Annotated in this window: 13 protein-coding genes and 1 riboswitch; of the genes, 4 read left to right on the forward strand and 9 right to left on the reverse strand. The window is 57.9% G+C overall.

The features are described from left to right. Positions 1-154: 154 nt before the first annotated feature. Positions 155-583, reverse strand: a complete 429-nt coding sequence (locus tag QMZ65_RS13420) for an organic hydroperoxide resistance protein (RefSeq protein ID WP_034827959.1) — start codon at positions 581-583, stop codon at positions 155-157. Positions 584-681: 98 nt separating this feature from the next. Then, complete coding sequence (locus QMZ65_RS13425; RefSeq protein WP_211728857.1) at positions 682-1,146, reverse strand: MarR family winged helix-turn-helix transcriptional regulator; 465 nt, start codon at positions 1,144-1,146, stop codon at positions 682-684. A gap of 61 nt (positions 1,147-1,207) precedes the next feature. On the opposite strand from QMZ65_RS13425, the gene QMZ65_RS13430 reads away from it, so the two are divergent. Continuing rightward, positions 1,208-1,801, forward strand: a complete 594-nt coding sequence (locus tag QMZ65_RS13430) for an HD domain-containing protein (RefSeq protein WP_045815024.1) — start codon at positions 1,208-1,210, stop codon at positions 1,799-1,801. 43 nt (positions 1,802-1,844) lie between these two features. Here QMZ65_RS13430 and QMZ65_RS13435 read toward each other — a convergent pair whose 3' ends face one another. The 7 genes from QMZ65_RS13435 to QMZ65_RS13465 form a co-directional block, all read right to left on the reverse strand. Beyond that, positions 1,845-2,141 (reverse strand): HTH-type transcriptional regulator, encoded by a 297-nt coding sequence (locus QMZ65_RS13435; RefSeq protein WP_034827767.1) that lies wholly within the window; start codon positions 2,139-2,141, stop codon positions 1,845-1,847. A gap of 250 nt (positions 2,142-2,391) precedes the next feature. Further along, the gene (gene uca, locus QMZ65_RS13440) at positions 2,392-5,991 is read right to left on the reverse strand and encodes an urea carboxylase (RefSeq protein WP_283216168.1); all 3,600 of its coding nucleotides are present in this window, start codon (positions 5,989-5,991) and stop codon (positions 2,392-2,394) included. Between the two features lie 81 nt (positions 5,992-6,072). Continuing rightward, the gene (locus QMZ65_RS13445; protein WP_160833348.1) at positions 6,073-6,708 is read right to left on the reverse strand and encodes an urea amidolyase associated protein UAAP2; all 636 of its coding nucleotides are present in this window, start codon (positions 6,706-6,708) and stop codon (positions 6,073-6,075) included. Next, entirely contained in the window at positions 6,708-7,415 is a 708-nt protein-coding gene (locus tag QMZ65_RS13450; protein WP_283216169.1) for an urea amidolyase associated protein UAAP1, read from the reverse strand. Before QMZ65_RS13450 ends, QMZ65_RS13445 begins: the two co-directional genes overlap by 1 nt. An 11-nt stretch (positions 7,416-7,426) precedes the next feature. Further along, positions 7,427-8,188 carry an ABC transporter ATP-binding protein gene (locus tag QMZ65_RS13455; RefSeq protein WP_097118480.1) on the reverse strand — a complete coding sequence of 254 codons (762 nt, stop codon included), beginning with the start codon at positions 8,186-8,188 and terminating at the stop codon, positions 7,427-7,429. Positions 8,189-8,202: 14 nt separating this feature from the next. Then, the gene (locus QMZ65_RS13460) at positions 8,203-9,015 is read right to left on the reverse strand and encodes an ABC transporter permease (protein ID WP_058961099.1); all 813 of its coding nucleotides are present in this window, start codon (positions 9,013-9,015) and stop codon (positions 8,203-8,205) included. A 14-nt stretch (positions 9,016-9,029) separates the two neighbouring features. Next, positions 9,030-10,088: a putative urea ABC transporter substrate-binding protein gene (locus tag QMZ65_RS13465; protein ID WP_058961101.1), complete on the reverse strand. Its 1,059-nt coding sequence runs from the start codon at positions 10,086-10,088 to the stop codon at positions 9,030-9,032. 63 nt (positions 10,089-10,151) lie between these two features. After that, positions 10,152-10,246: riboswitch (guanidine-I (ykkC/yxkD leader) on the reverse strand. A 408-nt stretch (positions 10,247-10,654) separates the two neighbouring features. Between QMZ65_RS13465 and QMZ65_RS13470 the strand changes: the two genes are divergently transcribed. Genes QMZ65_RS13470 through QMZ65_RS13480 form a run of 3 tightly spaced genes read left to right on the forward strand, consistent with a single transcriptional unit; the run spans position 10,655 to position 13,427 of the window. After that, the gene (locus QMZ65_RS13470) at positions 10,655-11,377 is read left to right on the forward strand and encodes a FadR/GntR family transcriptional regulator (RefSeq protein WP_160833346.1); all 723 of its coding nucleotides are present in this window, start codon (positions 10,655-10,657) and stop codon (positions 11,375-11,377) included. Next, entirely contained in the window at positions 11,374-12,369 is a 996-nt protein-coding gene (locus QMZ65_RS13475) for an ABC transporter ATP-binding protein (RefSeq protein ID WP_160833345.1), read from the forward strand. Before QMZ65_RS13470 ends, QMZ65_RS13475 begins: the two co-directional genes overlap by 4 nt. Further along, positions 12,366-13,427 carry an ABC transporter ATP-binding protein gene (locus QMZ65_RS13480; RefSeq protein ID WP_058961107.1) on the forward strand — a complete coding sequence of 354 codons (1,062 nt, stop codon included), beginning with the start codon at positions 12,366-12,368 and terminating at the stop codon, positions 13,425-13,427. Before QMZ65_RS13475 ends, QMZ65_RS13480 begins: the two co-directional genes overlap by 4 nt. Positions 13,428-13,443: the final 16 nt, after the last annotated feature.

Raw genomic sequence — 13,443 nt, forward strand, 5'->3', positions numbered from 1 at the left:
GGAACGGGACGAATCTGAACCGGAACGGCAATGAAGGCGCATGCAGCGCAGCAGTAGAACATTTAACCAATGGTAAGACCAGACAATAATTGATCTGACCCCATAAAATGATAAAAGGCCCCTGATGGAGCCTCTCTTTGGACTGGCAGCGACCTTAGTTGATGATATTCAGAGTCACATCAATGTTGCCGCGCGTGGCGTTAGAGTACGGGCAAACAATGTGTGCCGCATCCACCAGTTTCTGCGCTTCGGCTGCATCCATCTCTGGCAGGTGGATGTTCAGTTTAGCTTCGATACCAAAACCGGTTGGAATTGGGCCGATACCGACTTCGCCTTCAATCCACGCATCTTTTGGCATGGTGATTTTGTCACGGCCAGCCACAAACTTCATCGCACCGAGGAAGCACGCTGAGTAACCCGCGGCGAACAGCTGCTCTGGGTTAGTGACTTCGCCGCCTGCGCCGCCCATCTCTTTTGGCACGCCCAGTTTCACATCCAGCACGTTGTCAGACGAAGTCGCACGACCATCACGGCCGCCGGTGGCTTTGGCTTTTGCGGTATAAACAACTTTATCTAAAGACATATTAACCTCACTATTCGCTATATAATCGCGCACTATATATCTATGCGCAGTTTTGACGTTGATATCCAGGATGCCGCGTTGGCGACATCCAAAATGCTTTATTTGGCGCGGTTAAGATTGGTGCGCAAATCGTCCAGCTGATTTTTCAAAGCAATCAAGGTGTCATCGTCACAGGCGGTGGCACAGCGTACCGCCTCGGGAATGTTTTGTGCTCGTTCACGCAGCGCACGACCTTCATCTGTCAGGGTCACCACCACCTGGCGCTCATCGCGACGCGAACGCTGACGGCGTAACAAACCAGCGGCTTCTAAGCGTTTCAGCAGCGGCGTCAGCGTGGCTGAATCAAGGAAAAGCTGCTCGCCAATCTCCGTTACGGTCACATCATCCTGATTCCACAGCACCAGCATCACCAGGTATTGCGGATAGGTAATCTCCAGCTCAGCCAGCAGCTGGCGATAGACTTTGTGCATCGCCAGATTCGCCGAATAGAGCGCGAAGCAGAGGTGTTGATCAACCTGGAGTGGCGTCTGCTGCACTTTTTTGTCATCTTGATTACTGTTCATGCGATTCAATATAGATAGCGCGCTAGATAATTGCAAGCAACTTTATTCCGGAGTGTTAAAGATGCGTGATTCACTGGAAGAGCAAGCGCGCCGTTATGCCACGCAGGCACATGCTGCTGCGGGTCAGCGTCGCAAATACACCGATGAGCCTTACATAGTGCACCCAGCTGCGGTGGCCGAACTGGTGCGCAGCGTCACCGATGATGAACAGATGATTGCCGCCGCCTGGCTGCATGACACCGTGGAAGATACCCCGAGCACGTTACAGGACATTGAAAGCCATTTTGGACAGCGCGTCGCGCAGTTGGTCGACATGCTGACTGACAGCGCGCAGCCCGAGGCGAAAAACCGCGCCGCCCGCAAACTGGCGCACTTCCGCCATACCGCCGAAGCCTGTCCCGATGCGCAAACCATCAAGCTGGCCGATATCATCGACAACACCCGCGCCATTGTGCATTTCGATCCCGACTTTGCACGTATCTACCTGATTGAAAAACAGATCCAGATTCAGTTGTTGAATCAAGGCGATCCGCAATTGTGGCAGCAGGCAGAGCAGATCATTCAGCAAGGCATTGATCAGTTGGCGCAGCCACCACACAGCGTGCCAGAGAGTTGGTTTGTGAAACAGGCGGCGAAATACGGCGGATTGAGCTAAAAAAAACCCGCCGTGCAGGCGGGTCAGAGAACCGATAGTCTTTTTACTCGAGCAACTGCCGCCCCAGGTAGGGATTCGCTTGCAGCAGTTTCATCAGTTTACGTGCCGTAGCGGATGGGCGCGTGCGTTGCGCCTCCCAACTTTTTACAGATGAAACGCTCACCCCCATCACGCGGGCGAACTCATCCACCTGCATGCCGGTCATTTCGCGTAAACGCTGTGGCTCGGGAACGGATACTGCGTTGAGTGTAATTTCTGATACGGAAGGCTGTGCATCACGTGTCAAAACAATCTGCTCAAGGCTACTCAATAACTCGACCATTGGATCTTTTATTTCCATAGAGAACTCCTTAAAAACTCACTATGAAGCACGTGAAAGTAGAGAGGTAAGCGCCACCAGGCGCTGAAACCCGGCCAAGTCAGGCTGTATCCCGCAGCGGTCTTTTCGATTTTTTATTAAACCGTTACGGGACACAGCCTGTTGCACACTGCGAAAAGATGTCATGGCAATGCAACAATCAGCCGGGTTACTAATTATGGGTCAAATCCCCGGCTTTGCTGCCTGATTACTGATTATTTTTTATTCTTACTTATGCCGCAGAAGGATCGATCACCATAAGTAACTGACCCGCCTGCACTTGCTGCCCAGCCTGCCGATAGAAACTATGGATTTTTCCACTGACTGGCGCCACGATCGGGATTTCCATCTTCATAGATTCGAGAATGCCTACCGTGGCACCCGCTTCAATCTCACTGCCTTCGTCAACCAACCATTGCCACACGCTGCCCGCCACCAGGCTCTCTACCGGGCTACACCCTGCAGGCACCGTAATCTCTTCAATACTCTGTTCCTGCAGCTGACTGTCGAAGGTGAATTGCCCTTCTGCTCGCCAGCACGCCAGTTCACAGTCAAAAGCCTGCTGACGTTGCTGCTGGAAGGCGTCGATTTCCTCCGCCTGCTCCACCAGCATCGCCTGATAATCTGCAAGGCGGAATTCGCCCTCTTCGCTCCGCAGCGGATAGTCACCCCACGGGAAACGCTCGCGAATGCTGAGCAATTCCTCGGCGCTGACCGGATAAAAACGGATTTGATCAAAGAAGCGCAGCAGCCACGGCTGTGTGAAGGCCGAGGTTTGTCGATCGCGGTTCCACATCTGCATGGTGCGCCCGACAAACTGATAACCGCCCGGCCCTTCCATGCCATAGACGCACATGTAAGCGCCGCCAATACCTACCGAGTTTTCTGCTGTCCAGGTGCGCGCCGGATTGTACTTCGTGGTCACCAGGCGATGACGCGGGTCGAGCGGCGTCGCCACGGGCGCACCGAGATAGACATCGCCCAGCCCCATCACCAGATAGGCGGCGCTGAACACGATCTCCTTCACCTCATCAATGCTGGCCAGACCATTGATGCGGCGGATAAATTCTATATTGCTAGGGCACCACGGCGCATTGGGGCGTACCGACTGACTGTAGCGGGTTATCGCCTCACGGCAGGCCGCATCGTCCCAGCTGAGCGGTAACCACACAGTACGCGAGGGCACAGCGGCCTCGCTGAGGTCGCCCAGCGCATGATCAATGTGCAAAATTTGCGCCAACAGCTCACTTCTCACACAGTGTTGTGCGTCGTAATGCACCTGTAGCGAACGGATGCCCGGCGTTAATTCCAGCTGACCCGGCAGAGAATGGGCTTCCAGCTGTTGCATCAGCGCGTGCACGCGGAAACGCAGGGCGATATCCAGCATCAAATCGCCATACTCTACCAGCAGAAAACGGTCACCTGCTGCACGCACACTGAGCGATGGGCGGCCATTTTCTGCCGCCTGATGGTGCAATAGTGGATCAATAAGGGGCAGCGCAGCGTTCACTGTAAGCGGTACGGATTGCAGTTTGATGATCGCTTCACGCTCTGCCTGCGCCAGTTGATCCGCACTGCTGAGATCGATCGGCAGGAAGCGCACGCGATCCCCTGCTTTGAGCTGTCCCAGCTTCCACAGATCGGCTTCGATCACCGTGGCCGGGCAGACAAAGCCACCGAGCGAAGGACCGTCCGGGCCGAGGATCACCGGCATATCGCCGGTAAAATCCACCGTGCCAAAGGCATAGGCGTTGTCGTGAATATTGGAAGGATGCATGCCCGCTTCACCGCCGTCGCTGCGCGCCCAGGTCGGTTTCGGTCCGATCAGGCGAATGCCGGTACGGCTGGAGTTATAATGCACCTGCCACTCGGCGGCAAAGAACGCCTCGATGTCATCATCGGTAAAGAAGGTCGGTGCGCCGTGCGGGCCGTAAATCACCCGCAGCTGCCATTCGCCGTTGAGTTCCGGCACCAACTCGCGAGGCAAGTCTGCCGTTGCCAGCACCTGCGGTTCGGCAAGATGCAATACATCGCCCGCCCGCAAAGCCCGCCCGGCGTGACCGCCAAACTTGCCGAGCGTAAAGGTGCTGCGGCTGCCAAGATAGCGCGGCGTATTCAAGCCGCCCGCCAGCAGCAGATAGCTGCGGCACCCTTCTCTCACATCGCCCAGCGTCAGGGTTTGCCCGGCCTGCGCGGTGACAATCTGATGCATCGTTAACGGCTGCAGATCCAGCTGCGCGGCAATCGGTGCGCCGGTCAGAACAAAACTGCACGCCTGATTAAAACGCAGCGTGGGACCGCGTAAGGTAATCTCCAGCCCCGCCGCCTGCGCGTCGTTATTCAATAAGCGATTACCCAATTGGAACGCGCGGCTGTCAAACGGGCCAGACGGCGGCACACCGACATGCCAGTAACCGACACGGCCAGGCGCATCCTGCACCGTGGTCAAGGTGCCGCCGCTGAGGATATCCAGCGTGGGCGGTTGCCACTGCACGCCGCCCAACGTGGCGGTGATGATGCGGCCCTGCTGCACTTCCGGCAGGGAACAGAGATGGCGCAACCACAGCAGATTGGTTTCGATACCGTACAGCTCGGTGGCGTCCAGCACCTGTGCCAGACTGCGCAATGCCACCTCACGGCTGGCCGCATGCACAATCACTTTCGCCAGCATCGGATCGTAGAACGGCGATACTTCCATGCCGGTTTCCACGCTGCTGTCAATGCGCAGCGTGGCGTCCTCACTTTCCGTCGGGAACTGGACGTGACTGAGCAAACCGGCACTGGGCTGGAACTGTTTGGCCGGATCTTCAGCGTACAGGCGCACCTGAATCGCATGGCCTTGCGCTTCGGTCGATAAGGTGTGCAGCGGCGGCAACGTTTGTTGCGCCAGCTCCACCATCCAGCGTACCAAATCCACGCCATACACCATTTCAGTGACGCCGTGCTCCACCTGCAAACGGGTGTTCACTTCAAGAAACCAGAACTGCTGGCTGGCATCATCGTAGACATACTCCACGGTGCCCGCGCTGCGGTAGTTGACCGCACGCACCAGTCGCACCGCAGTTGCTTGTAGCTCGGCGCGCACTGCCTCGCTCAACCCCGGCGCGGGCGTCTCTTCCAGCACTTTTTGGTTGCGGCGCTGAGCAGAGCAGTCACGCTCGCCAAGGGCAATCACGTTGCCAGCCCCATCGCCAAAAATCTGCACTTCGATGTGGCGCGCACGGGCGATAAACTTCTCTAAAAATACGCCATCGTCGGCGAAATTATTGCCTGCCAGTCGTTTAACACGCGTAAACGCCGCATTGAGCTGTTCGGCATCATCACAGCGCTGCATGCCAATACCGCCGCCACCGGCGGTGCTTTTCAGCATCACCGGATAGCCAATCTCCTCTGCCATCATTCGCGCTTCGTCCAGCGAAGTCAGCAAACCACTGCCCGGCAGCAGCGGCACCTGATTCTCCTGTGCCAGCGCACGCGCACGATGTTTTAAACCGAACGCGCCCATCTGCCCGGCACTCGGCCCGAGGAACTGCACGCCGGCCGCTTCACAGCGCGTCACAAACTCGGGATTTTCGCTGAGGAAACCGTAACCGGGATGCACTGCCTGCGCCCCGCTCTGTGCGGCAATTTCCAGTATTTTTTGCTGATTGAGATAAGTGTCTCGCACCTGCCCCTCGCCCAGCGACCAGGCTTCATCGGCCAGTCGCACATGGCGCGCGTGGCGATCGGCTTCGGCATACACCGCAATCGCGCGGATGTTCATCGCTTGCAGGGTACGGATGATGCGCACAGCAATCGCGCCACGGTTGGCAATCAATACGCGATCAATCATGAGTGAAATCTCTTATTACGGCAGGTCGTCCTGCAGGGACAATGACGGCTTAAAAACGGGTCGTCCCGTTGCGTCAAAGATTCACCACACGCTGACTAAGATCGGCGTCGGGTTGTAACCGTTACAGGGGTTGTTGAGCTGCGGGCAGTTGGAGATCAGCACCAGGATATTCATCTCCGCCACCATCTCGACGTATTTACCCGGTGCAGAAATGCCATCGGCGAAGGTCAAACCACCGTCGTGCGTCACCGGCACGTTCATAAAGAAGTTGATGTTGTGGGTGATATCGCGACGCGTCAGGCCAAATTCTGGCTTCTCGGCCACCGCCAGCATCCAGCTGTCACGGCAGGAATGCATATGGCGCTTCTCCAGATCGTAACGCACGGTGTTGCTCTCACAGGAACAGGCCCCGCCCAGCGTATCGTGGCGACCACAGGTATCAGCGGTAATCGTCAGCATCGGGCGATCGGCGTTGGAGCGCAGCACGCTGCCCGCACTGAGGAACACATTCTTTTGCCCGCGCAGCGTATCGCTCATGCTGTAGCGCTCGGCAGTGTCGTCGCCGTTGAAGAACAGGGTATCGGCAGCCTGATTCCCTTCCAGATCGGTGATACGCAAGGTCTGGCCCGCTTCGATGCGCTGCAGCCAGTAATCACCGGCGTTCACCTGCTGCTGGAATGGCGCTTCGGCGGAATTGAGTAAGCTTTCAGTGATCATCAGATTTCTCCTTGCAGCTGATAGAGTGTGTTGTTGCGCAGTCCGCGCTGGTTTTCGGCACGCGCCAGGCAAATGTCCGGCAGCGGCGCGCGCTGGGCGTCCAGTGCGATCTGCACCGGCTGGCGCGGATATTCGCTGCTTACATTCAGCGGATGCGGGCAGGTGTGTAGGATCACCAGCGTGTCCATGGCGAAGCGCAGCCGCACCTGTGCGCCAGGTGCACCCTGCTGCTCCAGTTGCAGCGTGCCGTTATCATCGGCGCGCACCCTGGCAAACAGGTTGAGGCAGGAGGCAACATCTCGCTGGCCGAGGCCGTATTTCGCCAGCTCGACGAGGAAACTGTCGTAGCCGTTTTGATGGCGCAGATTGCGCGCCTGCTGATAGTCGCTGGCGCCGAAGCGTGCGGCAGTGTGCTCAGCATTCAAGGTGCCGCAAACGCTCTCATGCCAGCCGAAGCTGTCTTCTTCGATGCCGCAAAAAATGCGCCCCATATCGGAATAAAGGCAGTGCCCGGCCGTCAGGCGGAAAGTGTGCTGGCACTTCAGCGTATCGGGCGCGTTGTAGCGCTCCAGCAGATTTTCCGGGTTGTAGAACAGCATGCCGACGTTGGCACCGCCTTCAATATCGGTCAGTGTCAGCGCCGTACCGCTGCGCATCACCAGCGACCAGTGCGATCCCGCCGGTAACAGGGTTTGATAAGCATTCATGTGGTGCTCCTTTAAGCCACCTGCGGCTCAGATGGCAGCGCAACATCAGGCTGTGTGCGATCCAGCGGCAGGTCGTAAGTGATAGTCGCGCCCCAGGCTTGCGGCGCGTGCGGGTCATGACGCAGTTTGTCGAACACCAGCAGGCGCGAAGCCAGGCTGAAGCCCTCTTTCAGGTCATGCGTGATCATAAAAATGGTCAGGTTGTGCTGCTGCCACAGGCGGGTAATCAGCTGGTGCATTTCACTGCGGATACCGGGATCGAGCGCACCAAACGGCTCATCAAGCAGCAGGATACGCGGCTGTTTCATCAGCGCCTGTGCCAGCGCCAGGCGTTGCTGCATGCCGCCCGAGAGCTGGTGCGGGTATTTGTTTTGCGCATGCTCCAGGCCAACCTGCGCCAGCATTGCCTGCGCACGCTGACGAATCGCCTGCCGCTTTTTTCCCCACACACGTCCCAGCCAGCGGGCGCTGCTGAACTCTTCCGCCAGCATCACGTTGCCGAGCACCGTCAGATGGGGAAACACCGAATAGCGCTGGAATACCACGCCGCGATGGGCATCCGGTTCGTCGGGGATGGGTTCGCCATCCAGCAGCAATTGGCCTTTGGTCGGCGATTCGGTGCCGAGCAGCATGTTGAGGAAGGTGGTTTTGCCACAGCCGGATGCCCCGACAATCGCCACAAACTCGCCCTGCTCGACGTTGATGTTGAGACGTTCCAGCACCACCTGATCGCCGTAATGTTTTTCGAGGTTTTTCAGTTGCAGTAATGGCATGGTTCGCTCCTGAATCATTTCGCGTGATACCACGGCCAGCAGCGACGGCTGATCAGCCGCAGCAGCAGGTCGAGCACAAAGGCCAGCAGCGCGATCCACGCCACGTAAGGCAAAATCACATCCATCGCCAGATAACGGCGCATCAGGAAGATGCGATACCCCAGCCCTTCGGTGGCGGCGATCGCTTCAGCAGCAATCAGGAACAACCACGCTGACGCCAGCGACAGACGCACCGCATCCAGCAGACGCGGCATCATCTGCGGCAGGATCACGCGCCACAAAATCTGCGCGCTGTGCCCACCGAGCGTCTGCGCTTTCACCAGCTGCTCGCGCGGGATTTTCTCCACCTGCAACTGCAAATCGCGCGCAATCAGCGGGGTAATACCAATCACGATCAGCACCACTTTCGACACTTCGCCGAGGCCAAAGCAGATAAACAGAATCGGCAGAATCGCCAGCGGCGGCACCAGCGCGACTACCGTCACCAGCGGTGCCAGCACTGCCCGCACCACCGGCAGCGCGCCGGTGAACAGGCCAATCGCCAGCGCCAGCAGTGCGCTGATCGCCACCCCGCTCAGCAGGCGCATCAGGCTGGCGGCGGTGTCGGTCCACAGCAGGTATTCCCCGGTGCGCGGGCTGGGCTGAAACGCCATGCGACTGATGGCGTCCCCCATCGCGTTAAACCCTGGCAACAGTTTGTCTGCGGCGTTCAGGCTGAGACGCGCATCCGACGCGAACAGATAGACCAGCAGCAGCGCCAGCAGCGGCAGGATGCCTAGCAGCAGGCGACCGAGCGGCAGCGGTTGGTAGTTGATCAATTTACGCATCGGCATCGTCTCGCTTAAAGCTGACCCGCAGCGGCCAGTTTGGTGAACTCATCGGTGAAGCGCAGTTTCAGGTTGTTGGTATCGCCCCAATTGCCTGCTGGCGTTTCCACGCCCACCACATCAGCACTCGGTGCGCCTTCACCCAGTAAACCGTGCTTGAAGGAGAACTCTGCGACCAGCTGCATGGTGGCTTTCAACTGCGGGCTGTCGACAAAATCGAGGGTGGTTTTGGCATCGCTGAACAAGTGAGTGGCGGCCAGCTGCTGATCGAAGCCCGCCAGATCGGTGCCGGAAGCCTGCGCCATTTGCGTGCGCGCAGCTTTGGCGCTGTCACTCGCGCCGGACATGGTTTTCAGCGTTTCATACCAGGCACCGGTCAGCGCCTTGCCCAACTGCGGATACTTTTTCAGCGTGGCGGTATTCACCACCAGCAGATCAAGGATTTCGCCGGGGATTTGTGCTGAAGAGAAGATTAAATGACTGTCTGGCTGCTTTTCCGCTTCGGCCAGCAGCGGGTTCCACGTGACGATGGAATGCACGTCAGACGTGCCAAACGCCGCCACCAGATCGGCATCGGCGGTGTTGACCACTTTGACATCTTTCTCGCTCATGCCCGATTTCTCCAGCGCACGCGCCAGCAGATAGTGAGAGACCGAGAGTTCGACCAGATTGATCGGCTTGCCTTTGAGCGAGGCAATGTTGCCTTTGCCCTTCAGCAAAATACCGTCATTGCCGTTGGAGTAGTCGCCGACGATCAGCGCCGTGCTGTCCACGCCGCCGGTGGCAGGAATGGTCAGGGCATCCATGTTGGTCATGGTGCAGCCGTCAAAGCCGCCGGCGGTGTACTGATTCACCGATTCGATGTAGTCGTTGACCTGCACAAACTGAATGTCGATGCCGTATTTATCGGCCCATTTTTTCACGATGCCGCTCTGCTGGGCGAAATCCCATGGCATCCAGCCCGCGTAAATGGACCAACAGATCTTGAAGGAGGGTTTGTCGGCGGCCAGCGTATTGACGCTGAACAGTGCGACGGTGCAAAGCAACAGCAAGCGAAGGCAGGCTTTGATCATGATGGTTCCTCTGGCGTTAACGGGCGAAATAAAAGCAGGAGGCGGCGAGCAACGATCTCGCTTTCCTCCCGGGCTTTTGTCCCGCCGTGTAACCGTCAGAGGACGGTCGGTCACTCTCGGACCAGCATCTTTCGACCGGAACCCTAGTGACCCATTGCAAATTGTCTGGCGACATCGGTTGCCCGCTATCGCTCCTGCATCTGCATAAACACATTCAAAAAAAGTGCCAATATTTCAATTCATTGAAAAACAACATCATTCACGTTATTTCCAGTTCGAACGGTTCGCCTCGTGCACAGCAATGCAGCGTGAGCGCACCAACATGAAGCGCAACTTCCACCATGAATATTGATGCACCTCGCAGTTTTAAACGAAGCCCGAAAAAACTTTTACTTACTGTTCAAAGGGTTATTCCTGTCACGTACCTGTCATTTTTGAACCAATCCAATATTGGTTCGCTTCTTGCCTAAGCTGATAAATCCGATTGCTCAGCCTTTCATCAGTAAAAGTGCTGGTTAATCCGGGATTACCGATCTTTTTCTGATGCTTAAACAGGCGAACCAATCATGAGTCACACGTCAGATAGCGCCCGCAACTCCAGTTCTGCTCTGGAGCAACTGCGTCAACTGATCCAGCAACAGGAGCAGCAGCCCGACCGCGCGCTGCCCACGGAACGTGAACTGGCAGAGCGTTTTGGCGTCGGACGCCGTGAGATCCGCCGTGCTCTAGATGTGCTGGAAGAGGAGGGACGCATCTGGCGCAAACAGGGTAAAGGCACCTTTGTTGGTCCTGCTGCACCGGTGCAGCCGCTGGCACTGCACGACCTACCGCAGCAGTCGAATCTGCTGGAAGTGATGGAAGCGCGCTTGCAACTGGAGCCAGGGTTAGCGCGACTGGCCGCCCTGCGCGCCAGTAAAGAGCAGATTGCACTGATGAAGCGCCTGCTGGAACGCATGAATGGCATCACGGCACCGGAGGATGGCGACCAGCACGAACTGTGGGACAGCGCCTTTCATCGCGCTATCGCGGAAGCCGCCGGTAATCGCTTGATGCTGGGCCTGTTCGACGCCGTGGATGCCGTGCGCCGCGATCCAGGTTGGCAGCATCTGCGCGTACAGGCACGCACCCCCGCCCGCCTCAACAACTATGACGACCATCATCAGCGCCTGGTGAATCACATCGCGCAACGCCAGCCGCATGAAGCCGCTGCCGCGATGCGCGAACACTTACTGGCACTGCAACAGGCGCTGCTTGAAGCGCTTTACAACCATCAGGAGGAGACGCCATGAACGATCACCCGGTGCTTAGCGTTCGCAACCTGCGCGTGCAGTTTCGCGGTTCGCCCGTTACGGTATTGGACGATATCTCTCTGACGCTGCACGCGGGTGAAACGCTGGCACTGGTTGGGGAATCGGGCTGCGGCAAAAGCATCACCTCACTCACATTGATGGGCCTGCAACCCGCCAGTGCTGAGATTTTACAAGGCGAGATGCAGTTCGACGGGCGCAGCCTGCGCGATCTTAGTGCCAGCGATTACGCCAGCCTGCGCGGCAATCAGCTGGCGATGATTTTCCAGGAGCCGATGACCTCGCTCAATCCGGCCTTCACCCTCGGCGATCAGCTCAGTGAAGCGGTGATGCGTCATCGCCGCGTCAATCGCCGCACGGCGATGGAAGCCGCGCTGACCATCCTGCAAAAAGTGCAGATTCCCGCCCCGGAAATGCGGCTCAAAGCCTATCCCCATCAGCTCTCTGGCGGCATGCGTCAGCGTGTGATGATCGCCATGGCATTGATTAACAATCCAAAGCTGCTGATTGCCGATGAGCCAACCACCGCACTCGATGTCACCATTCAGGCACAGATTCTGGCGCTGCTGAATACCCTGAAGCAGGAAACCGGCACCGCCGTATTGATGATTACTCATGACCTGGGCGTGGTGGCGGAAGTCGCGCAGCGTGTGGCGGTGATGTACGCCGGTCAGGTGGTAGAAACCGGCAGCGTGGAAGCGATTTTTAACGATCCCCAGCATCCGTACACCATTGGCCTGATGGGATCGATTCCCAGCCTGAGCGCACGCAGCGGCACACTGGCCACCATTCCTGGCCAGGTTCCATTACCGGAAAACATGCCCGCAGGGTGTCGTTTTGCCAACCGTTGCCCCTTTGCCGAACTCCGCTGCCAGCATAACCGCCCGACGCTGCGTGCGCTGGCTACCGATCATCAGGTCGCCTGTTTCCGCGCGCCGCTGGAACAGTACGTCTCGTTGGGAGAGATCGCATGAAGCCGATTTTAGAGTGCCGCGATTTAAGCAAAACCTTTGCCGGACCCAACCGCCTGTTCAAACGCAATCGCGGCGTCACCGCGGTTGATCGCGTGTCGTTACAGGTGATGCCGGGTGAGACGCTGGCGATTGTCGGCGAATCGGGGTCGGGTAAATCGACCCTCGGTCGTTTGCTGCTACGTCTGCTGGCGGCCAGTACCGGAGACGTGTTTTATCAGGGCGAAAGCATTACCGATGCCAGCGGCGCACGCCTGAATCAACTGCGCCGCGAACTGCAAATCATCTTTCAGGACCCCTTTGCCTCACTAAATCCGCGTATGACGGTGCAACAGATTGTCGGCGAGCCGCTGTGGCTGCATGAAAAACTGAGCCGAGAGGCGCGCCATGCGCGCGTCGCTGAGTTACTGCGCACCGTGGGTTTACCGGCTGCCTGGGCAGAGCGTTATCCGCACGAATTTTCCGGCGGTCAGCGTCAGCGTATCGGCATCGCCCGTGCCCTCGCCTCCCAACCCAAATTGCTGCTGGGCGATGAGCCGGTTTCCGCCTTAGACGTTTCCGTGCAGGCGCAGGTGGTGAATCTGCTGGAAAGCCTGAAACAGCAGTTTGGCCTGACGATGATCATCGTGGCGCACGGTCTGGCGGTGATTCGCCACATGAGCGATCGCGTGGCGGTGATGTATCTCGGCCAGATTGTTGAAGTCGCCACCGTGGACGAGATTTTTGACGCGCCGCTGCACCCCTATACCCAGGCGCTGATCGCCTCCGCGCCGCAGATGCAACCGGGTGTCAGCCGCCAGATTCCGATGTTGCAGGGCGATCTGCCCAATCCAGCCAATCCGCCCAGTGGCTGTCGTTTTCACACACGCTGCCCATGGGCGACATCGGATTGCCGTCAGTTTGAACCGATTAACCAGGTGCTGAGCGGTGGCCGCCAGATTGCCTGTCATCGCTGGCAGGAGATTAACCGCGATCGCAGCGTCATCGTGATTGCCCCCCCTTCTGCCGCCTTTTTACGTCGCCGCGCGCTGTTTGAGCAGGCGGCCAAGCAACAAGCCTAACCCTCTGGAGATTCGC

It is taken from the genome of Pantoea sp. EABMAA-21 (genome assembly GCF_030053335.1).
GTDB classification, from domain to species: Bacteria; Pseudomonadota; Gammaproteobacteria; order Enterobacterales; family Enterobacteriaceae; genus Pantoea; species Pantoea communis.

Bases quoted from the DNA above. Each gene is read 5' to 3' on its own strand.
- QMZ65_RS13470 (WP_160833346.1), top strand. From the start codon at position 10,655: ATGAGTCACACGTCAGATAGCGCCCGCAACTCCAGTTCTGCTCTGGAG.
- QMZ65_RS13480 (WP_058961107.1), top strand. From the start codon at position 12,366: ATGAAGCCGATTTTAGAGTGCCGCGATTTAAGCAAAACCTTTGCCGGA.
- uca (WP_283216168.1), bottom strand. From the start codon at position 5,991: ATGATTGATCGCGTATTGATTGCCAACCGTGGCGCGATTGCTGTGCGC.
- QMZ65_RS13435 (WP_034827767.1), bottom strand. From the start codon at position 2,141: ATGGAAATAAAAGATCCAATGGTCGAGTTATTGAGTAGCCTTGAGCAG.
- QMZ65_RS13420 (WP_034827959.1), bottom strand. From the start codon at position 583: ATGTCTTTAGATAAAGTTGTTTATACCGCAAAAGCCAAAGCCACCGGC.
- QMZ65_RS13455 (WP_097118480.1), bottom strand. From the start codon at position 8,188: ATGCCATTACTGCAACTGAAAAACCTCGAAAAACATTACGGCGATCAG.
- QMZ65_RS13430 (WP_045815024.1), top strand. From the start codon at position 1,208: ATGCGTGATTCACTGGAAGAGCAAGCGCGCCGTTATGCCACGCAGGCA.
- QMZ65_RS13445 (WP_160833348.1), bottom strand. From the start codon at position 6,708: ATGATCACTGAAAGCTTACTCAATTCCGCCGAAGCGCCATTCCAGCAG.
- QMZ65_RS13460 (WP_058961099.1), bottom strand. From the start codon at position 9,015: ATGCGTAAATTGATCAACTACCAACCGCTGCCGCTCGGTCGCCTGCTG.
- QMZ65_RS13475 (WP_160833345.1), top strand. From the start codon at position 11,374: ATGAACGATCACCCGGTGCTTAGCGTTCGCAACCTGCGCGTGCAGTTT.
- QMZ65_RS13450 (WP_283216169.1), bottom strand. From the start codon at position 7,415: ATGAATGCTTATCAAACCCTGTTACCGGCGGGATCGCACTGGTCGCTG.
- QMZ65_RS13465 (WP_058961101.1), bottom strand. From the start codon at position 10,088: ATGATCAAAGCCTGCCTTCGCTTGCTGTTGCTTTGCACCGTCGCACTG.
- QMZ65_RS13425 (WP_211728857.1), bottom strand. From the start codon at position 1,146: ATGAACAGTAATCAAGATGACAAAAAAGTGCAGCAGACGCCACTCCAG.